16 protein-coding genes and 1 riboswitch are annotated in these 20,617 nt (G+C 61.0%); of the genes, 8 read left to right on the forward strand and 8 right to left on the reverse strand.

The window, feature by feature from the left end:
* Position 1: 1 nt before the first annotated feature.
* Positions 2 to 649, reverse strand: a complete 648-nt coding sequence (locus BG83_RS0126850) for a heteromeric transposase endonuclease subunit TnsA (RefSeq protein ID WP_012435740.1) — start codon at positions 647 to 649, stop codon at positions 2 to 4.
* Positions 650 to 1,003: 354 nt separating this feature from the next.
* Between BG83_RS0126850 and BG83_RS0126855 the strand changes: the two genes are divergently transcribed.
* The 4 genes from BG83_RS0126855 (at position 1,004) to BG83_RS0126870 (ending at position 4,946) form a co-directional block, all read left to right on the forward strand.
* Positions 1,004 to 1,282, forward strand: a complete 279-nt coding sequence (locus tag BG83_RS0126855; protein ID WP_012435739.1) for a metal/formaldehyde-sensitive transcriptional repressor — start codon at positions 1,004 to 1,006, stop codon at positions 1,280 to 1,282.
* A gap of 7 nt (positions 1,283 to 1,289) precedes the next feature.
* A complete protein-coding gene (gene dmeF, locus BG83_RS0126860; RefSeq protein WP_012435738.1) occupies positions 1,290 to 2,594 on the forward strand; it encodes a CDF family Co(II)/Ni(II) efflux transporter DmeF in 1,305 nt (434 codons plus the stop codon).
* Between the two features lie 131 nt (positions 2,595 to 2,725).
* Positions 2,726 to 3,679 (forward strand): hypothetical protein, encoded by a 954-nt coding sequence (locus BG83_RS0126865; RefSeq protein WP_012435737.1) that lies wholly within the window; start codon positions 2,726 to 2,728, stop codon positions 3,677 to 3,679.
* Between the two features lie 343 nt (positions 3,680 to 4,022).
* Positions 4,023 to 4,946 (forward strand): cation diffusion facilitator family transporter, encoded by a 924-nt coding sequence (locus BG83_RS0126870; RefSeq protein ID WP_012435736.1) that lies wholly within the window; start codon positions 4,023 to 4,025, stop codon positions 4,944 to 4,946.
* Here BG83_RS0126870 and BG83_RS0126875 read toward each other — a convergent pair.
* On the reverse strand, positions 4,943 to 6,550 hold the full coding sequence (locus BG83_RS0126875; protein ID WP_012435735.1) for a sensor histidine kinase: 1,608 nt from the start codon (positions 6,548 to 6,550) through the stop codon (positions 4,943 to 4,945). The genes BG83_RS0126870 and BG83_RS0126875 overlap by 4 nt on opposite strands.
* Before the next feature lie 77 nt (positions 6,551 to 6,627).
* Here BG83_RS0126875 and BG83_RS0126880 point away from each other — a divergent pair, with 77 nt between their 5' ends.
* Positions 6,628 to 7,233: a response regulator transcription factor gene (locus BG83_RS0126880; protein WP_012435734.1), complete on the forward strand. Its 606-nt coding sequence runs from the start codon at positions 6,628 to 6,630 to the stop codon at positions 7,231 to 7,233.
* 29 nt (positions 7,234 to 7,262) lie between these two features.
* On the opposite strand, the gene BG83_RS0126885 is transcribed toward BG83_RS0126880, so the two are convergent.
* Positions 7,263 to 10,427, reverse strand: a complete 3,165-nt coding sequence (locus BG83_RS0126885) for an efflux RND transporter permease subunit (RefSeq protein WP_012435733.1) — start codon at positions 10,425 to 10,427, stop codon at positions 7,263 to 7,265.
* Positions 10,428 to 10,439: 12 nt separating this feature from the next.
* Positions 10,440 to 11,660, reverse strand: coding sequence for an efflux RND transporter periplasmic adaptor subunit (locus BG83_RS0126890; RefSeq protein ID WP_021197846.1), 1,221 nt, complete (start codon positions 11,658 to 11,660; stop codon positions 10,440 to 10,442).
* 137 nt (positions 11,661 to 11,797) lie between these two features.
* Between BG83_RS0126890 and BG83_RS0126895 the strand changes: the two genes are divergently transcribed.
* Entirely contained in the window at positions 11,798 to 13,315 is a 1,518-nt protein-coding gene (locus tag BG83_RS0126895; protein WP_012435731.1) for an efflux transporter outer membrane subunit, read from the forward strand.
* A gap of 39 nt (positions 13,316 to 13,354) precedes the next feature.
* Here BG83_RS0126895 and BG83_RS0126900 read toward each other — a convergent pair whose 3' ends face one another.
* A complete protein-coding gene (locus BG83_RS0126900; RefSeq protein WP_012435730.1) occupies positions 13,355 to 14,143 on the reverse strand; it encodes a hypothetical protein in 789 nt (262 codons plus the stop codon).
* Positions 14,144 to 14,481: 338 nt separating this feature from the next.
* Here BG83_RS0126900 and BG83_RS0126905 point away from each other — a divergent pair, with 338 nt between their 5' ends.
* Positions 14,482 to 14,865, forward strand: a complete 384-nt coding sequence (locus BG83_RS0126905) for a hypothetical protein (RefSeq protein ID WP_233902599.1) — start codon at positions 14,482 to 14,484, stop codon at positions 14,863 to 14,865.
* A 31-nt stretch (positions 14,866 to 14,896) separates the two neighbouring features.
* On the opposite strand, the gene BG83_RS0126910 is transcribed toward BG83_RS0126905, so the two are convergent.
* From BG83_RS0126910 to BG83_RS0126920, 3 genes are all read right to left on the reverse strand, one after another.
* Complete coding sequence (locus BG83_RS0126910; RefSeq protein ID WP_012435728.1) at positions 14,897 to 16,540, reverse strand: Nramp family divalent metal transporter; 1,644 nt, start codon at positions 16,538 to 16,540, stop codon at positions 14,897 to 14,899.
* Between the two features lie 43 nt (positions 16,541 to 16,583).
* A complete protein-coding gene (locus BG83_RS0126915; RefSeq protein WP_012435727.1) occupies positions 16,584 to 16,790 on the reverse strand; it encodes a hypothetical protein in 207 nt (68 codons plus the stop codon).
* A 236-nt stretch (positions 16,791 to 17,026) separates the two neighbouring features.
* A complete protein-coding gene (locus tag BG83_RS0126920; protein WP_012435726.1) occupies positions 17,027 to 18,475 on the reverse strand; it encodes a carbohydrate porin in 1,449 nt (482 codons plus the stop codon).
* 660 nt (positions 18,476 to 19,135) lie between these two features.
* Positions 19,136 to 19,287: riboswitch (yybP-ykoY riboswitch) on the forward strand.
* 57 nt (positions 19,288 to 19,344) lie between these two features.
* Between BG83_RS0126920 and BG83_RS0126925 the strand changes: the two genes are divergently transcribed.
* Positions 19,345 to 20,355 (forward strand): sodium:calcium antiporter, encoded by a 1,011-nt coding sequence (locus BG83_RS0126925; RefSeq protein WP_012435725.1) that lies wholly within the window; start codon positions 19,345 to 19,347, stop codon positions 20,353 to 20,355.
* Positions 20,356 to 20,617: the final 262 nt, after the last annotated feature.

Consider the following 20,617-nt stretch of genomic DNA (forward strand, 5'->3'; position numbering starts at 1 on the left):
GCTAGCTCGGTAGAAATAGCTGCGTGCTATCCGTCAACGGAATCTGCAAGTCCGCTTGGATTTCGCCGTGAGCAACAAGATGCCAAAGCACGGGAATCAGGCCTGCGCGCATCTCTAAGGTGTCCGCCAAACTACCAAGTAGTGTCTCGGGGGTCGTTGGACTGTCCAGCCGGCGCATCGCAGCAAGCAAGCGCTCCACTGCGACCGGGTCCGCGGGCGTATGGCGATACCGATGCAGAAACTTCAGGTTTTGAACGTGCTGCGTCCGGATGTCGATCTCTGTTCGGGTAACGAAGACCCAGCCTCTCTCTTCGGCGACGACAGTTGCCGCTGCAAACTTCTCGCGATACGTCTCGGCGTGTCGATCAAGGTATTCCCGCTTCTTGATTTCCACCAATTCTGGAGACCGCTGATTGCCCGACGGAGAACAGCGGTAGGTCACCAGCAGATCTGGAACATAAACTCGGCCGCGAGACAGTGCAATTTTGACCGGCTGACATTCGTACGATTCCACTTGGGGATCCGAGTCCAGCAGGAGCATGTACTCCTTCTCCAGAATCGACTCGAATTCAATGACCTCATCCGCCAGCGGGGAGGGATGACGTCCAGTGACAAAGAGGTAGTTCTTAGGGATCCGGCGCACCGGCATAAAGCGCTCCACAAAGCACACATCCGTGGATTCTTGCTTTCCCCACCCTGACTTGTCGACCCTCCATCGCGAGGGGGCTCAATGCACTGAGCGCGTTTCAGTCTAGGTCGCTGAGAGCAACTTATGTAGTGCACACACGGGGCCCTCCTGACTATCGATCGGGGGTGTAACGCACCGCGTTACCGATGGCGTTGCGGGCCGGCGGCAAGAAATCCCGCTCGCGTCACGCAGTCGGACGTTTTCGCCGTCATATATGCAGAGGGCTACGTCCTTTGGTTCGGTGCAAATGTTGCTCCCTTGGCAGCCGAACTCAATGTAGTATACCCCCCTATAGTATATTTAATGAGGTGATCGATGAGCCACACCATCCGTGAGAAGCAGAAGCTACTCAACCGCGTTCGCCGGATTCGGGGCCAGCTGGATGCCATTGAGCGCGCACTGGAGGAGGAGCAAGGGTGCGCCCCCGTGCTCCAGCAGATCACGAGTTGCCGCGGCGCCATGAATGGCCTGCTGGCCGTCGTGCTGGAAGATCACATACGCACCCACCTGACCGAGGTGGATGACGAACATGAACACGCCGAAGGCAGCGCCAAGGAGCAGCTGATCGAGGTCGTGCACAGCTATTTCAAATGAGCCAGCCATGAGCAATTTCTACGACACGCCGTTCGGTATCGGTCATGACCACGTGTTCCTGGGCGCAGGGCACGAGAAAAACGAGCGCAAGACATGGGCCGTGATCGTGCTGTGCACGCTGATGATGGCCGCTGAGATCATCGGCGGCAGCATGTTTGGCTCGCTGGCCCTGGTGGCCGATGGGCTGCATATGTCGACGCACGCAGGCGCCATGCTGATCGCGGCGCTGGCCTACACATATGCGCGGCGCCACGCGAACGACTCACGCTTCGTGTTCGGTACAGGCAAGCTCGGCGACCTGGCCGGCTTCACCAGCGCCATCATCCTGGCGATGATCGCGCTGCTGATCGGCTACGAGGCTGTGGTGCGATTCCTCTCGCCGGTGCCGATCCACTTTAGTGAGGCGATCCCGATTGCGGTGGTCGGCCTGCTGGTGAACATCGCCAGTGCCTGGCTGCTGAGCGGTGGCGACCACGATGGCCACAGCCATGGCCACAGTCATCACCATGGTCATGCCCACGGACACGATCACGGCCCAGCCGGACTTGGCGACAAACATGCACACGGCAAGGAAGTGCAGCACATCAACGCGCCAGCAGGGGTGTTCGCGCTGTCGATCTTTGAAGACGACGTACCGCCAGTTTTCCGCTTGGCTGGAGAAACCATCCCGCTGCCCAGCGACGTGGCGACGGTGACCACCATCCGGCCGGACGGCAGCCGCCAGGAATTCCTGATGGTCCGCAAGGCGAACTACCTAGAATCCACCACAGAGATTCCGGAGCCGCATGCCTTTACTGCCGTGCTCGGCATCGGCGGCCAGGAATACAGCGTGGCCTTCGAAGAGCATGAGCACGATCACGCCGATGGACACGGGGCGCACCATCGCGACCACAACATGCGCGCGGCCTATGTGCACGTCTTGGCCGACGCCGCCATCTCTGTCCTGGCCATCATCGGGCTGTTGCTGGCCAAAACCTTCGGCTGGCTCTGGATGGACCCGCTTGCAGGTATCGTCGGTGCGCTGGTCATCGCCAACTGGGCGTACGGACTGATGCGCGACACGGGTGGCATCCTGGTCGACATGACACCAGACAAGCAAATCGGCGGCCGCATCAAGACTGCACTGGAAACCGATGGCGACGCGCTGCTCGATCTGCACGTCTGGCGCATCGGCCCTGGGCACCTGGGCGTGGTGGTCTCGGTCGGCACACGCCAGGCGCATCGCGGGCCGCAGTTTTATCACGAACGGCTGCGGCGATTCCAAGCGCTGTCACACGTTACGATCGAGGTTCATTCGTTACCGACCAAATAACCTGACGTCCGACCTGGACATATCCTCCGGACGATTAGAACGGGGGCGGTACCCCGCCATGTGGGTGCCGCATTCGCCCAACCAAAACAAGAAAACATTGTCGCGGCCTGACCGCGGACGCTCTCCCGGCCATGTACCACCCATCTAGATTTGCCCGCATTTGCGCGGCAGCGTTCGCTCTTGCTGCGCTCGTCTCCAGCCCATCACATGCGCATGGCATTGCTGGCAACCGCTTCTTTCCGGGAACGCTGAATTTCGACGACCCCGCTGTTGCTGACGAATTTTCCATCACCGCCGGCGCTGTGCAGCACCCTGACAACAGCCGCAACGTCACGGATCGCGGCGCGACAGTCTCATTCGCGCGGTTGCTGACACCTGAGGTCTCGATCGGCTTTGACAGCGGCTTCATCCGGCGCGACTGGGACAGTGCACGCCAGCCAGGCGCAACCGGTTCCGACCTGATTCTCAAATCCCGGCTCTACGAAGACGATCTGAACGAGACGCTTGTTGCCGCCTCGCTGATCTATGGGCTGCCCCAGACCGGCGCCAGACGACTCGGCGCCAGCACGTCAGCGACCATTGCCCCCAGCCTGTATGTAGGTCAGGGGTTGGGTGCCTTGCCTGAGGCGTGGTCTTGGCTTCGGCCGTTGGGCATCACCGCTGGCGTCAGCGTGGCCGTGCCGACCAGCAAAACATCGGACAACTTGAGCTACGACCCGATGACGCGACAGTTCAACCCTGTGAGGACAGCCAACGTCACCACGGTGCATTGGGGGTTCGCATTGGAGTACAGCACGCTCTATTTGACGGATCGGTTTGTACCAGGCGTGCTCCCCAAAGAGGAGCCGCTCCATCAATGGGTCCCGTTGGTCGAATTCGCATTCGACTCACCACGGGGCCAGCGTACGCGTGGCACCGTCAACCCAGGCTTCGCTTATGTCAAGGATACGTGGCAGGTGGCAGCGGAACTGGTCCTCCCCTTGACCCACGGATCAACGCGCGGTGTCGGCGCGAACGTTCAGGTGTTGTTCTTTCTGGACGATTTCCTGCCGGCGCTGTTCGGAAGGCCGATGCTGACTCACTAACGAATTGTCTTAGCGTGCATGTTCAAAATGGTCGATAGGGACTTAGATTCGCCCCTTGCCAATTGCATCTGGCATGAAGCACTCGGTTCGATGCAAATGGCTTTCTGACCCCGAGGCAATCTGATCCGGCTTGTGGCTGAAAACGCCGCTTTCCTAGATCAGGGATCCCGGTATTGCACTTGTGCCCACCAGTGCACCAGCGAATGCGAACGCCTCTCATGCGGATTCTTTTCTGCGGCTGCCGGTTATTCCCCAAACGGTCAATTCTCAACCTATGATCGCGGACAAATCCAGGCGCTCGCCCTCAAGGTGACCGGTCCTCGACCATCAGACAAACCAGACCATGCAACAGCCAACCGAGATCGATTTCGACAGCGAGACACCGGCCATCAAGCGCGCGGCGAAACGCAGCACTCTCGTGAGCGTGGGTGTCAATTTGGCCCTAACGGCCGCGCAACTGGTTGCTGGCGTTCTTGCCCATTCACAAGCGTTGATAGCCGACGCAATTCACTCGCTTTCCGACCTGGTTTCGGATTTCGTCGTCCTCTTTGCCGGACACCATAGCCAGAAGGAACCGGACGCAGAACATCACTATGGTCACCTTCGGTTCGAGACAGCGGCATCCCTGGTTTTGGGCTTGCTGCTACTTGGCGTAGGCATCGGGATGCTTTGGAGTGCGGTGACAAAGCTGGAGCATCCGGAATCAATTTCACATGTGAAGTTGATTGGCTTGTGGGTCGCACTTGGCGCACTGGTGAGCAAAGAGCTGTTGTTCCGGTACATGCTGGCCGTCGCCGAGCGCGTGCGCTCCAGCATGCTGATAGCGAACGCCTGGCATGCTCGCTCCGACGCAGCCTCCTCGTTGGTGGTCGCACTCGGCATCATCGGCAATTTGCTTGGATTTCACCTGCTCGACCCGGTAGCCGCACTCATTGTGGGGCTGATGGTATCCAGAATGGGGTGGCAGTTTGGCTCGAATGCTCTGCACGATCTCATGGACAGAGCCGTCGATGAAGAGACAGCGACCGAAATTCGGCAAGTAATGCTCGGCACGCCAGGCGTGCTTGGCGTTCATGACGTTCGGACACGCAAGATGGGCGACATGATCCTGGTGGACGCGCACTTGGAGATCGAAAGCACCGCAACCGTGAAGGTCGGTCACGACATCGCGCTGGAAGCAAGGCGACGCGTCATGGAAAGACATGATGTTCTCAATGTCATGACCCACGTCGATCCCGTAGACAGGCTCACAGCCGGTACAAGCTAGCCGTTCAGTCGCGGTAAGAACACGTTGAATCTTGAGCCTTTGCCTTCTTCGCTGGTCACAGTGATCGTTCCTCGGTGCAGTTCCACGACCAGCTTCACCAAGTAAAGCCCGACACCTGCTCCAACCGTCCCTGCAACGTTGCCGCCGCGCACGTAGCGCTCGAACAAGCGCTCGATATCGCGCTCTGGTATGCCCAGGCCCCGGTCTTCCACAGTTACCGACACACCGTCGGCATCGCTGCGCATACGCACACTGACCGGTGCGCCTGGCGGCGAATACTTAACGGCGTTGCCGACAAGATTGCTGAAGGCCTGGAATAAGAGCCGGGCATCGCCGAAGAATGTGTTCGGCTCATCCGTCTCTATGCACACCTCGATCCGAGCGCTCGGCGTGCCTTCCAAGTGCATTTCGCAAACCTCGTGCAGAAGCGCTGCAAGCGGGAAATCGGTGCGCCGCATCGCTGCTGGCGTCGTGGAATCCAGCCACTGCGAAGAGTCGAGCAAGTGATCCATCAGGTGCGTCATGCGCTGCACGGCCGCCCGGATTTTCCCGCAGCGTTCTTCGAGCGCCTCGGGCTGCAACGCATCACGCGTGCGTATCAACCGCTGGGCCTGGCCGTCAATCACGCCCAGTGGCGTACGGAATTCATGCGACGCCATTGAGATGAAATTGCGTTGGAGTTCGGCCATGCGGCGCTCTTTGTCAAGCGTCTCCTGCAATACGGCCGCCTGGGCGGTCAGTACATCTTTGCTGCGCCCCAGTTCGATTGTGTTTTCTCGAAAACGCGCCACGGCTTGCGCGATGTCGCCAATCTCGTCGTGGCGGTCCAAGCCTGGGATGTCGATCTGGGTATCGTTGTTGGCAACGCGGTGCATGCGATCCACTAGCACGGCAATCGGGCGCGACACGGCAAAGACAAGGTAGATCACGGCCAGCACGACCAGACATGCCGCCACAACGATCGCCCCAACGATGAGTTGCCGCGCATCGTGGTAGGCCTGCGCCTCTCGCTCGGTTTCTGCCGTGGCGCCAGCGACACTGCGTTCGGTCATCACGCCCAAGGTGTCGTTGGCCAAGTCGAATGCGTGTTTGGAATCCGCGTGATAGAGCCGCGCAGCACCCGCTACGTCGCCTGCCTTGGCAGAAATCATCAGCCGTCGCGCAAGCTCGCGATACGTGTTCCATTGGGTGACAAACTGGCTGTAAAGCTCGTGCTCGGCGCTGTCGTGTTCGATCTTGTCGTAGCGGGCCTGGGACGTGGCAATCGCTTTGTCGAGCATGGCGACCTGTTCGTCGGCGGCTCGCAGGTCAGCGCGTGATGAGGCGATCAGAAAATCGCCTTCGGCCGCGCGATAATCCGAGATGTAGTTGTTGAGGTCGCCCAGAATCCGGCTGTTCTGTAGCCAGCGCCCGCTGATCTGCGCAGATACGCTGTGGAAGCTCGCCAGTTGGTCGATACTGAAAGCGCCGACGCCGACCACCAGCAGTAAAAAGATCACGAACACCAGCGTCAGCCGGACCCGGATGGGACGCAGGATCAACGGCGATGCGATTCCAAAGCGCCGCCCGTCTGGCGCGGCTGTGACCGTTTTTGGCGATTGCATAGGTAATGTCCTGCGCAGTTTTTCTTGACGACGTCATGAGCGGAGCATCAGTCACCATACCACCAGCTGAAATCCCCATGAAGCCAGCCAACCCCAAGATCCTCTGCATTGAAGACGACGTTGAAACCGCCGAGTTGATCACCGAAGAACTGGCCGAACACGGCTACACCGTGATCACGGCGAACGATGGTGAGTCCGGGCTGGCGATGCTCCTGCGCGAAGCCCCCGATCTGGTGCTGTGCGACGTAGGCATGCCGGGCATGACCGGGTTCGAGTTGCTGGAGCAATTGCGCACGCTCGCGCCACGTTATGCTGAAATTCCGTTCGTCTTTTTGACGGCGATGGCGCAACGCGACTCTGAACTGCGTGGGCGTCGCCTGGGTGCTGATGACTATGTGACCAAACCGGTCGACTTCGAAATCCTGATGAGCATTGTGCAGACCCGGCTCGCCAGACGGCCGCGCACGCATACCGCACATCCGCCCGTACAACTGAGCGAGCGTGAGGTCGAGGTGCTAGCATGGTCTGCGCGCGGCAAGACATCGGGTGAGATCGCCACGATTCTTGGGCTCTCCAAGCGCACGGTCGATTTCCATATGGACAATGCGCGCGAAAAGCTGGGCGTCGCCACGCGCATCGAAGCCGTGGTCAGGGCTTCCAGCTCGGGCATTATCAAACCATAGGGGCCGCCGCACGAAGCGGCGGCCATCGCTCAGACCGGCGCTTCCTCAAGGGGCGAGTCTTCAGGCGGCTCCTTGCCGAGGAATACCATCCGCAACGCAGGCACGATCACCAGCAGCATCAACGGGCCCACCAACATGCCGCCCACAACCACGGTGGCTAGGGGCCGCTGCACCTGGCTGCCGATGCCCGTGGAAATCGCCGCCGGGAACAGGCCGATACACGCCGACAGGGCCGTCATCAGCATTGGCCGCATGCGCTGTTGCGCCGCATGGAACATCGCTTCAGTTGGCTGGAGGCCGCGCTCCCGGCGCAAGTCGTTGTAGTAGGTGATCATCAGGATGCCGTCCATGACCGATACACCAAACAACGAGACGAACCCAATGGCCGCCGAGACGCTGAAGTCCAGCCCCGTCAGGAACAGTGCCGCTACCCCACCGGTGATCGCAAACGGAATACCGGCCAGCGCCATCAGGCTATCGCGCAGCGAATTGAACAGTCCATAGAGCAGGACCAGAATCAACAGAATGCTGATCGGCACCATGACCGCGAGCCGCTGCTTGGCCTGTTCGAGTTCTTCAAACTCACCCGCCCACTCGATGCGGTAGCCTTGCGGCAACTTGACGTGCTGGGCGATGCGCTGCTGCGCTTCTTCCACCGTGCCGCCCAGGTCGCGCCCGCGTACACTGAACTTGACCGGAATATAGCGGGCGTTCTTCTCGTGATAGATGTACGACGCCCCCGTATCCAGCGTGATGTCAGCCAGCGCCGAGAGCGGAATGTAGGCGTTGCCGCCATTCGCGTTCGAGTAGGCGACGCGGATGTTGCGCACCGCATCGATTGTGGCACGGTACTCCGGGGCCAGCCGCACCGTCAGTGCAAACTGCCGATCGCCTTCCAGGATGGTGGTCGCCTGAGAGCCCGACAGGGCCGCTTGCACCACGGTGTTCACATCCCCAGTGTTGAGCCCATAGCGCGCGGCCGCCTCACGGTTGATGCGCACGTTCAGGTTCGGTTGACCGAGCACGCGGAAGATGCCCAGGTCTGTGATGCCTTTGACCTCGCTCATCTCGCCCTGTACCTGATCGGCAAGCCGCTCCAGCACCTGCAGGTCCGGGCCGATGATCTTGACCGAGTTGGCCCCCTTCACGCCCGACAACCCTTCTTCCACGTTGTCCTGGATGTACTGCGAGAAGTTCAGGCCGACCCCGGTGAACTCACTGGTGAATTCTTTCTGGATCTGCGCGATCAGCTTCTCCTTGGTCATCCCCGCCGACCATTGGTCGAACGGCTTGAGGGGCACGAAGAATTCAGCGTTGTAGAAGCCCGCGGCATCACTGCCGTCGTCGGGGCGACCGTGGGCCGACACCACCGTGCGCACCTCGGGGTGCTTGAGCAAAATCTGGCGCATGCGCGCGACCGGTACCACGCCCGATTCCAGCGACGCCGTTTGCGGCATCGTCAGCCGAATCCACAGGTTGCCTTCTTCAAGCGCCGGCAGGAACTCCGTACCCAGCAGCGGCATGAGCGCCGCCGTTACCGCCAGCACGACCGCGCCGATCGTCACGGCAATGCGCCGGTTGGACAAGGACCACGTCAGCGCAGGCTGGTAGACCTTGTGCAACGCGCGAACGAGCCAGGTTTCCTTCTCTTCGATCTTCTTGGGCAGCAGGTACGAGCACAGCGCCGGCGTGACCGTGAAGGTGGCGATAAGCGCGCCCGCCAACGCGTAGCCATAGGTACGCGCCATCGGGCCGAAGATCTGGCCTTCCACCCCCTGCATGGTGAACAGTGGAACAAATGCGGCCACAGTGATCAGTGCGGAGAAGAACACCGCGCGATCGACCTGCAGCGCACTGACGAAAATCATGCGCAAGCGCTCCGGCACGCGGAAGCCCAGCATCTTCGCGTCACGGCTCATCAGCAGGCGCGTCTGCTCCGCCGCCGGCATCTGGAAGTTGCGGAAGATGTTTTCGACCAGGATGACCGACGAATCCACGATGATCCCGAAGTCCACCGCGCCCACCGATAGCAGGTTGGCGGATTCGCCGGTCAGCAAGAGGATCAGGATGCTGAAGAACAGCGCAAACGGAATGTTGGCGCTAACGATGATGGCGCTGCGCAAATCGCCCAGGAAGATCCATTGGATGAAGAACACCAGCAGGCAGCCAAACAGCAGCGCATGCATGACCGTGTGCGTGGTGACCGAGACGAGCTCCGAGCGGTCGTAGTAACGCTCGACCTTCACGCCTGCCGGCAGCGTGCCATCGGTGTTGATCTTGTCCAGCTCGGCCTTGACGCGCGCCACCACGTCGTTGGTCTGCATGGTGCGGTTCATCACCACGATGGCGGTGACGACGTCGCTTTCGTTGTCACGGCCGGCAATGCCCAGACGGGGCGCGAAACCAATCTTCGTCTTCGCGACATCCTTGACCTGCACGGGCACGCCATTGGTCTGCGTAAGGACGATCTTGTCGATGTCCTTCACGTCTTGGATCAGACCCACGCCGCGGATGTTGACTGACTGCTGGCCAAAGTTGATCGTGCGCCCGCCGACGTTGATATTGGCGTTACCGAGCGCCGTCATCATCTGCGGCAGGGTGACGCCATAGGCTTCCAGCTTCTTCGGGTCGACCTCGACGTCGTACTCCTTGGTCGTGCCTCCCCAACTGACGACCTGCGCCACGCCCGGTACGGTCTTCAGGCGGCGCTGCAACACCCAATCCTGCAAGGTGCGCAGGTTGGTCAGGCCAAAGTGGGGCGGGCCCTTCAACTGATAGCGCACCACTTCCCCGACCAGGCTGGACGCCTGAATTTGCGGCTGCACATTGTTGGGCAGGCTGACGTTCTGCTGGAGGGCAAGTGCCGCCTGCGTGTAAGCAAAGTAGTAGTCGATCCCGTACTTAAAGGTCACGCGCACGAACGACAACCCATAGAACGACGTGGAGCGGATGTTCTCCACACCGGGCGTCGCCGCGAGGCCGATCTCCATCGGCACGGTGTAGTACCGCTCCATTTCTTCGGCCGACAGACCGGGCGTTTGCGCCGTGATTTCGAGAATGACGGGAGCGGGGTTGGGGTACGCCTCGATGTTGAGCTTGGAATACGCGAACAGCCCTGCCGTCACGAACGCCAGCAGGAACAACAGGATCAGCGGCCGTCGCAGCAGCGACAGCTTCAGAATCGCTTTGAGCACGGTGAACTCCCCTCAATTAGCGCTATTGACGCTGCCGGAGGCAGCCGTGCTCAGATACAGTGCCCCTTCGTTGGCGGCCAGCTCGCCTGCGTTCAGGCCTTCGAGCACCTGCACAAAGCCATCCTGCTCCAGGCCAAGCTTGATCACGCGCCGCGCAAAGCGCTTGCGGTCGGTCGTAACCCACGCGGTCATGGTGCCGTCGCCTTCGCGGACCACGCCGTCCATCGCCAACGCTGGGGATTGGATGGGCGCGCCGGTGGTGATGTCGAATGAAGTGAACATGCCGGGGCGCAGTTCGTGCTTCGGGTCGTCGATTTCCGAACGCACCAGGATGCGGTGCGTGTTGGCGTCGACCGATGCACCCACGGTGGTGATCTTGCCGTTGAAGACCCGGCTTGGGAACGCCATGACGTGAATCTTGACCGGCTGGCCGACGTGCAGCAGCGGTGCATCGGCTTCCGGCACGAACGCCTGCATCCACATGGTGGACACATCAGCCACCGTGAATGGCGCCGTACCGTTGCCGGGCTGCAAGAGCAAGCCTGGCTGCGCGCTGCGCGCGGTCACCTGGCCCGAGATCGGGCTCACCACCGTCAGCAGCGAATCAGTCTTGCGCGTCTGCACGATCTGGTCCATCTGTGCGGGCGTCTTGCCGAACACAGCCAGGGCTTCACGCGCGGCCTTGTAGGCCGCCTCGGCGGCTTGCTGGTCGGAGATAGCCTGGTCCAGATCCTTCTGTGCCAGGCCCTGGATCTCATACAACTGGCGCGCACGAGCGAGCGCATCAGTCGTCAACTTGCGCGTACCAGCAGTGGAAATCAGCGTGGATTCCGCTTGCACCAGATCAGGGCTGTCGATATCGAACAGCGGCTTGCCCTTGGCAACGATGTCGCCCACCTTGGCGTAGGTGTTGCGGATCTTGCCTTGGTACGACGTGAAGACCTGCACAGCGCGGTCCTCGTTGAAGTCGATATTGCCCACCGCCTCGCGCCGGTTGGCGAATTCGCGCAACTCTACGGGCGCAACCTTGATGTACTGCAATTGGCCCTGGCTCAAGGTCACGGCCTGCCCATCGCGTGAGGGTGGCGCTGGCACGGTGACCGGCGCGGCTGCATACGATGGTGTGGGCGCAGCTTCCGAGCGCTTTTGCCCCCAGATTCCCCACATCAGGCCGCCAACGACCAACCCGGCGACAACGCCCCCAATGGCTGCGGACTTGTAATCAACCTGCACAGCAGTACCCCAGTTGATAGAAATTTTGCCCGCATGATGCTGCCCGCACGTGGAGCGGTCTACTGTGATGAATCACAGTTCGCAACGATTCGACGCCCCCATAGAATCGGCGCCATTCGACCAAACTGGGTGCTTCCATGCCCGCCAACACTGCCCACGGCATGCCATCGTCCGCCACTGTTCTTCTGCGCCTGACCATCGTGGCGGCGGCATGCCTGTTGACCGCCGCCTGCGCGGTCGGACCGGATTTCAAGACTCCGGATGCTCCGAAAGTGACTGGCTATACGCCCAAGCCGCTGCCGCAGCAGACATCGGCTGCAGCCACGCAGGGCGGCGAAGCACAGCGCTTTGTCTCGGGGATGCCAGTTTCCGATCAATGGTGGAAGGCGTTCCAGTCAGAAAAGCTGAACAAGACGATTGCCGATGCGATTTCCGCCAGCCCCACGCTGGCCGCCGCCCAGGCTGCACTGCGCGTGGCGCAGCAGCAAACGCGCGCGCAACAAGGAGCGTTCTTCCCAATGCTGCAAGGCTCGTATCAACCGAGCCGACAGCAAAACGCCGTCGGCACGATTTCGCCCACGCTCACCTCTGGCGCACCGATCTACACCCTGCACACCGCGCAGCTCACGGTGAGCTATGCCCCAGACGTCTTCGGCCTGAACCGCCGGCAGGTGGAATCACTGAAGGCCACCGAAGAGGCACAGTACTTCCAGATGGAGGCGGCTCACCTCACCCTTGCGTCCAACATCGTGGTGGCGGCAGTGCAGGAAGCCTCGCTGCGCGCGCAGATTGAAGCGCAACAACGCATTGTCGGCATCAATACGCAGTTGCTCGACAACCTGCACAAGCAGTTCGCGCTGGGCGCGGTAACGGGGCTGGATATTGCAGCTGCCGAAACGGCGCTTGCGCAGGCCGAGCAGGCGCTACCCAACCTGCAAAAGCAACTGGCGGTTCAGCGCGATCTGTTGGCTGCACTGGCCGGCAAGCTGCCTAGCGAAGGCATCGCCGAGACGTTCACCTTTGCAGACTTCACGCTGCCGCAGGACTTGCCCGTGTCGCTGCCATCGGATCTCGTCCGGCAGCGCCCTGACGTGCGCGCAGCCGAAGAACAGCTGCACGCCGCAACAGCGCAGGTGGGCGTGGCGATCGCCAATATGCTGCCCCAACTGACGATCACCGGCACCAAGGGCGGCACCGCAGAAATCTTCAGCCAGATGTTCCGGGACGGCAACGTCTTCTGGAGCCTGGTCGGCAATGTGGCGCAGACCTTCTTCGATGGTGGTGCGATGCTGGCGAAAAAACGGGCAGCCGATGCGGGGGTCGATCAAGCGGAGGCGCAGTACCGTGGCACCGTCATCACTGCATTCCAGAACGTCGCCGATACCCTGCACGCGCTAGATGCCGATGCCGACGTGCTGAAAGCCGCGCTCAGATCCGAACAGGCAGCACACCGAACTCTAAACATCACGGATAGGCAGCGCGCGATCGGCCAGGTCAACATCCTCGCTGTGCTGAATGCAGAACAGGCCTACCAGACTGCTGTGCAAGCCACGATTGGGGCGCGTGCAAACCGATTCGCCGATACGGCAGCGCTGTTTCAAGCCCTAGGTGGCGGGTGGTGGAACCGGCCCAACGCTGACGTCGCACGGCGCTAAAACCGATGAGGCGCCAGCCTTCTCGCTGAGGGCTGACGGTTAACTCAATGGGACTTCAAAGATCCATTTGAACGTCCACCGGTCGGTGGCGCGCGTTAAGCCTCTGCCCACGCCAAAGTTGAAAACGAACGGCTTGCGATCCACGTCAAACGCGAGAAAGGCCGTGTGCTGCTGTTCGTATAATGGCAAGACATGGTCGACGCGACCCAGACCGGCGTAGTACTCCAATCCGGCACGAATGCCTGTGGACACCGTACGGGCGATCTTGAGGGCCGGGGCGAATTCAGGCACGCCACTGCGATCCTGGCCGGAGAGATTCCAGTCGAGCACCGGGTTGAGCGCCCATAGCCATTGCTCATTCTGATAGCCATAAATCGGCCGGAGCTCTACCGCTTGTTGTGATTGCTCAAAGCGACTTGCAACATGAGCAAGCTCGACGTTGAGACCAGCGAAGTAACCGACACCGTCTTCGGGTCGGACGGGCATCCATTTGACGCGCACCTTTGGCCCGGTGACGTAGTAGGTATTTTCGCGCGTGAGCGCGGTTGGGACGTACACACCGAGTTCCACCGAAGGCGTCAAGCCGTAAGAGAATTCAGCAGTGCCCCGCCAGCCATGCGGTGTCGTGACCTCGCGCGGATAAGACGGTTCTCCAATGCCGCTTGGCGTCGTGTTCAGATGCAACTCCAGTCCAAACTCGCCGGGCGCGTTGATGTCACCGGTGTAGACCTGAATCTCATCAGGAAGGACGGCATACGCCGGAAGCGCAGTTAGACCCAGTACCGTTGCGATGACTCCAACAAGGCTGGATAAGCGAGTGTGTTGCATGGGGGGCTCCAATTTCTGGCAGCCGAAGCATAGACGTCGTGCATGCGTTTTTCCGAATAACCCGGTGACGCAAACGAAAACCTGCATGAGATGCGTTTTCGTTTTCACTCTGTCGGTCTTCCTCTTTTACCGCGTTCGACAAATAGCGCACTGTGATTTGTACGGTATCACTGTGTGGGAGACGTGACCTACACTGAATGGAGGGCAGGACTTTTCAAGTATGCGCTATGCCTATCGAACAGGTTCGTGGCCATAGGTCCAAATGGAGTATCAAGAGGCAGATGATGGTAGGAGTTCTCAGAATGCGCTCTCTTCCTTCCGCACTGCAGATGCGCACCATGAGCACAATGCTGGTCATGTCCCTCGCCGGTTGCTCGACTATCTATGAAGGCAAATATGCCTACGACGAGGGATGGAGACTCGGAGAAATCGAAAAGATTGGTGCACCAGCGGATCTGGGGCGGTTCGGAGCGCTGTGCCGCCAAAGGCGAGACCTGTCTGCAGCGTATCCTCCGGTTGCTGTCGTAAGGTTCGACTTCGGAACCACGGCCGGCAGATATATGCATAGCAGCCATAAACTGCAACACGTGGTGGTGCAACTGCCTCTCGACAGCCCGTTGAAAAAGGACGCGCACGTATACGTGAACATCCGGGATTGCGAGCAACCCCTTGTCCCCGTTGGCAAACTGGACTCAAAACCGCTTCAGCTACCCGGCGCGTGAGGCAAGATGTATGTAGGCTGTTGGCCTAGCCTCATCCCGTCACCAGCCCAGCGATCCGCACCAGCACCAGTCCAGCGGCCACCACGAGATAAGCCCGCAGCACAAACATCCACGTGCGCTTGAGCGGTGTCCAACGTGCTGGCGTGAGCTGCTCCAGCGGCGGCATGGTCCAGTGGTCGCGATCGAGCACGCTCACGCGCAGTGGATGCTGGGGTCGATGACTGCGCCGCTCGATGTGCCACAACACCAGCGACATGACAATGGCGATGAGCGAACCGCCGATCAGGATCGCGCCGATCTCGAATTCGCCGATGCCGGGAAACAGCACCGCCGCCGTCAGGATGACGGAGAGCATCACCAGCACCGCCACCACACCGCCGGTGAAGATGTTCATCGCGCGGCCGTTCGTCCAGGGGCCCAGCACAGCCTTGTCATTGCACAACAGCAGCAGGAACACCGTCGCGCTCGGCAGCAGCACGCCGGCCAGTGATTGCACCGCGTTGGTCAACAGCCCGAGCGGCACACCCGGCGTCAGCACCAACCCTGCGGCCAGCAGCGTCAGCCCGAAGTAAATCGCATAGAAACCCTTGGCCTCCGTCGGCTTGCGATGCAGCGAATGCCGTACAGCGAACACATCGCCGATAGCATAGGCCGTGGACAGCGACACCGCGCATGCGCCGATGATGCTGGCGTCCAACAGCGCGATCGCAAACAGCACACCGGCCCAGCGGCCCGAGTGCGCTTCCAACCCTTTCGCCGTGCCCAGTGCATCGGTGTAGTTGCCAAACTCTGGCGTACCGTGGAAGGCCTGCGCGCTGAAGGCGATCATCGCCACGGCACCGGCAATCACGAGCACGATGCCCAGCCACAGGTCCGCTCGCTCATAGCGGATGAAGCGCGCGGTGATCCGCTTGTCGATCACGTAGCTCTGCTGGAAGAACAACTGCCACGGCGCCACCGTCGTCCCCACGATGGCGATGATCAGCAGCATTACCTCCGCCAGCGGTGCACCGGCCGGTAGAGCAGGCACGAAGAAGTCGCGCGCCACCTGCCCCATCGGCGGGTGCACCATCACAAAGATGGGAATAAGCGTGAGGCTGCCCGCCACCAGCAGCAGCGCAAAGCGCTCGAAGCGGCGGAAGTCGCCCGTGGAGGCGGCCAGCATCACCAGCGCGGCCGCTGCACACACGCCCCAATGACGCGGGATGCCGAGATACTCCAGCGCCAGGCTGATGCCGATGAATTCCGTCACCAAGGTCAGCGCGTTCACCAGAAACAGGTCGATGACGGAGAAGCTGCCCCAGAACTTGCCGAAGCGCGCAAAGATCAGCCGCGCATGGCCGACGCGCGTGACGGCGCCCAGGCGCAGCACCATCTCCTGGTTCACGTACAGCACAGGGATCAGCAGCAGCAACGTCCAGAGCAGCGTGGTGCCGTAGTTCTGCCCGGCCTGCGTGTAGGTGCCGAAGGCGCCGGCATCGTTGTCGCCGACCATCACGATCAGGCCGGGCCCGAGGATGGCGAGCAATGTACGCAAGCGCGCACGCCAGCTATCACGCGCGCCGGTGTCATGGTGGGCGATGGTGCCGAGCGCCCCACGGATGTCGCCCACATGGGCGTCGTCGAGAGCGGCATGACGTGGTGGTGTGTCGATGCCCGAAGTCAGTTGGGTCATAGCGACCTCCGATTTGTTATTGGGTGATTGGATGACCCACCGGTTACCAATAGGTGCGCGACAGCCGGACGGCAGCGGCAGCGTAGCCGTGGTTGGAGAGCGGCTGCCCACCGTCGTCAGCACGCCGGTTGGAGGTGGCGGGCACGGCGTTGGCACGCTCGGGCGCACCGGCCCGGGCCTGCACGAACGGCGAGCTGAACGGCAGCGCGATTGCCGAGAAACGACGGGCGGGGATGTTGAATTTGCGCATAGGTACTCCTCGCCACATGCGCACGACGGGTGCATGGCATGCGGCAATCGCCGCACAGGGGTCGTCTTACCCTGGCGGCAGATTCAAACAATCAAGGAGCGATGCAGACACCGCTGCCTTGCCTGGGCGGCAAGTCAGCAGCAGGGAAAACCGTGCGGCGGACTGGCCTAGTGGGAAACTGATGTGGTTGTCGGATAAGGTCGACTCGGACTGTCCATATGGGTCCTCCGTAGGCGTTAGAACTCCGCGTGGGCACGAATGCCAAAGAACTTGGCAGGCCCGCGGTCCCGGTTGTAACCGGGGTTCTGGATCAACTGAAAATCGGGGCTGAGCGTGATGCCCTTGACCGGTTGAAAGCTGTAGAACACTTCGAGTATGCGCTCGTGGCCATAGTTCAGTGCGCCGTCACCCAGGAAGGCGCCGCTGCCGCCCGCCGCCAGATAGGCACGATGATCCGGGCCCAGCATGTTGAGCGAAAAGGCCGCCCCCAACACATCATTCGGCCGCCCCCAGGACGTGCCCTTGAGCAGACCGCCGAACGACACGTTGCGGCCCACCTCGGTAAAAGCATAGGTCTCGGTCTTGTCATCCGACCAGTTCAGGCGGGTGAACAGGCCCAGGTTTTCGCCCACTTTCTGCTCGAACGACAGGCCGACGCCCACCTTGGCGTGCTCGCGCCGCACCTGGCTCAGGTCTGGCGCGGCACCGGTGGCCTGCCCGAGCGCAATCGCATCATCAAAGCGGCCCATGCGCGCGAAGTTGCGCCAGCCCAGCAAGCGCACCTTGCCCTCCTGGCCGAACAGCGTGTAGCGCTTTTCAAGCTCCAGCATGTCGCCGTAGTGCTTCAGAAAACGCGTGTCGAGCGGCAAGCCGTTGGACTCAAGCGGTTGCAGGAATCGGCCCGCGCGGACGGCCCAGCCCAGCTCGCTGTCGATGTACTCCAGCGCAACGCCCCAGCTGTAGCCGCGCGCATCGGCCGCATAGTCGAACGACGGGTGCGTCATGAACGACCAGTTCAGGAACTGCGTGCGCGGGTCGTGCGCGTACTCCACGGCATCAAAGACATCGAGCACCGGCAGATTGCCCGCGGTCAGCACCACGCGACGCTTGTCGACCACGTCAGCGAACTGGTTGAAGTCGGCGTCGACCTTTTCTGTGTCACCGCCCAGGCCCCAGGTCTGACGCATGAAAACGCGGGCGCGGTACAGCGTCGGGTCAGTGCCCGTGACCTTGGCCAACTCGCCGTTGGTGGGGCCACCCAGGCCATGCAGATCGGAGAACGCCTTGCCCATCACCACTTCCGGGTTGAAGTGGAATTCCGCGCCCTTCCACAGCCGCATGCCCAGGTCCAGCGTCGTGCTGAAGGAATAACTCGTGGCGCGGCCCGCCGTCAGGCTGTTGTCGCCGCTGTACGGCGACTTGAAGGCGGGCTTGGCTTGCCAGACCCACGTCGATTGGCCATGGAAGCCGAAGCGGTCGCCCAACTCACCACCGGCAGGCAGCGCATCTGCAGCCGGAGCAGAAGCCGGAGCTTCTTGCGCTTGGGCAGCATGCGTGAAAGCAGAGAACAAAGCCATCGCAGCCAGCAAGGCCGGACGACGGAGGGGACGCAGAGCAGCAGCGCGCACCAGAACGAGCGGACGCACTGCAACCCAAGCGTACTGCAGCATCGAGAAAAACAGCATGAGACCTCCCTCGTCTGCTTCTATGACAGACGTAGGCATGGGCCGACCACGAGCCTCCCAGGAACCACGCACGCAAACGCGTACGCGGCCACATGGCCGTGTCGATAAAACGATCGAATGATGGGAGAGGCTTGTGCGGAGAACCCGCTCAAGATCCACTACCCGCCGTGCAATGCGGCTAGGCAGTGGTGAAGCGCAGCGATGCGCCCAAACTGTCTAGCCGTTCAACGTGCGACCCAAGGTCGACTAGAACAACTGTCCATGGAGATCACTCCGAGTTCTGACGGGGCGAAGGGTAACAAAGTCATACGTAAGCCTGCAAGCAGTTTTTCCGTTGGCTTTGAGCAACGCGTCGCAGCCGTCAAACAACGTGGAATGCCGACCATGGAACGGGAGAACGCTGAACGCCAAGAGGGAAGAGAATCAAGTGGCGAATAGGAGCGCCTACAAAAAAGGGAATGCGGCGGAATTGGGCAAGTGTCTGCGCACCTCAAATTTCGGCGGGCCCTCTGGACAGACTACATAGGTAGCTGAGCTAAGCCGGACCTGACGGATCGATTCAAGCCGACTATCTCGCACACGGGATCTATCGCAGCGAGTGAGCGACATTGAGGCGTCTTTGTACTTTTGCGTGCCAGGGGGGATGCTGATACACTCCGGCCCGTTGTCATTGGGGAGTAGCCATTCCGGGCGCAATGCTCGGAAGTCCACGTCAACAAACTTGAGACCTTGCCGTCTCATGGTGTGGACAGCCTCTGCTGCAAGCAGAGCCGCTAGGCGAGACCTTTGGCCGCGACGTGCACACCCAGGCCGGGCGACGCGCGTCGTTGCGCCATTGGTTTATCTCGTTCGCCTGGCTACCTCATTTCATGCTCCTCACAATCGGTCTTTTCCTGATATCGGCAGGCGCCATCTATTTGGCCTGCGAGTACTTCGTCAACGGCATTGAATGGTGCGGCAAGCGACTGAATCTCGGCGCCACAGCCGTCGGCTCGGTGTTGGCCGCCTTTGGCACAGCACTGCCTGAAAGTGCCGTCACGTTCGTTGCCGTGGTCTTCGGTTCGACGCCTGAGCAGAAAGATCTCGGCGTCGGTGCTGCGATGGGCGGCCCGCTTGTTCTGGCCACACTCGCATATGCGGTAGTTGGTTTGGCGTTGATGATGAATCGACGCGAGCTTGGCCGTCCCACCGCGGAAGTCAAAGTCGACCATGCACGCATGAGCCGGGACCAGGCCGCTTTCCTGGGCGCCTTTGTTGTCAAGGTTGCCCTGGGGCTTGTTGCCTTTGCATACAAGCCTTGGCTGGGCATTCTTTTCCTGGTCGCCTATGCGATCTATGTCTGGCGCGAGATCAAGGACAGTGACACGGCACCTGAAGAAGAGGAACTGGAGCCCCTCTCGATTCGCCCGAAGTTGGCGGAACCTCCACTGGGGTGGGCCGTGCTGCAAGTGCTGCTCGCGCTGGTCGTGATTGGCGGCGCTTCACACGTCTTTGTGGCACAGCTTGAAGCGATTGGCACAGCGCTGCACTGGCCAGCACACCTTGTCGCGCTATTGCTCAGCCCCGTTGCGACGGAGTTGCCCGAGACGATGAACGCTCTGATTTGGGTCCGCCGGGGCAAGGAACGCCTCGCCCTGGCAAACATCTCGGGGGCCATGATGATTCAGGCCACCATCCCGAGTGCACTGGGGATCTTCTACACTCCATGGCGATTTGACGGGCCGCTGCTTGCGTCCGGCATCATTACTGCGGTCGCCATCTTGTTCTTGTGGATGATGTTCCGGCGCGGAGTCGTGCATGGGCGAACCCTGGTAGCAGTCAGCTCTTTGTACGCGCTTTTTGCGTTTGTTCTCGCGATCGGGTTTCCAGTGACCCGCTAACAGGACGCCTTGCATGGGTTCATACTGCCGACACTCAGCCGGGCATCTGAGGCGGTCGGCGATGGACATCCGGTGGCAAGACGACAATGCTTGACTCTCGCACCGCACTGGTTGCATGGCTGGGCAGGCTGGCGCCCCGGGGACGGGACACTCGCGCGCGCCTCTTTCATGCTCCAGCCTACTTCGCTATTTTTTCTAACTTACTTCGCTATTCTCGCCAGTCAGGTCGGCGCTTTTTCTAATTTTCTTCGCTATGCCGACA

It is taken from the genome of Ralstonia pickettii, from assembly GCF_000607165.1.
Classification (GTDB): Bacteria; Pseudomonadota; Gammaproteobacteria; order Burkholderiales; family Burkholderiaceae; genus Ralstonia; species Ralstonia holmesii.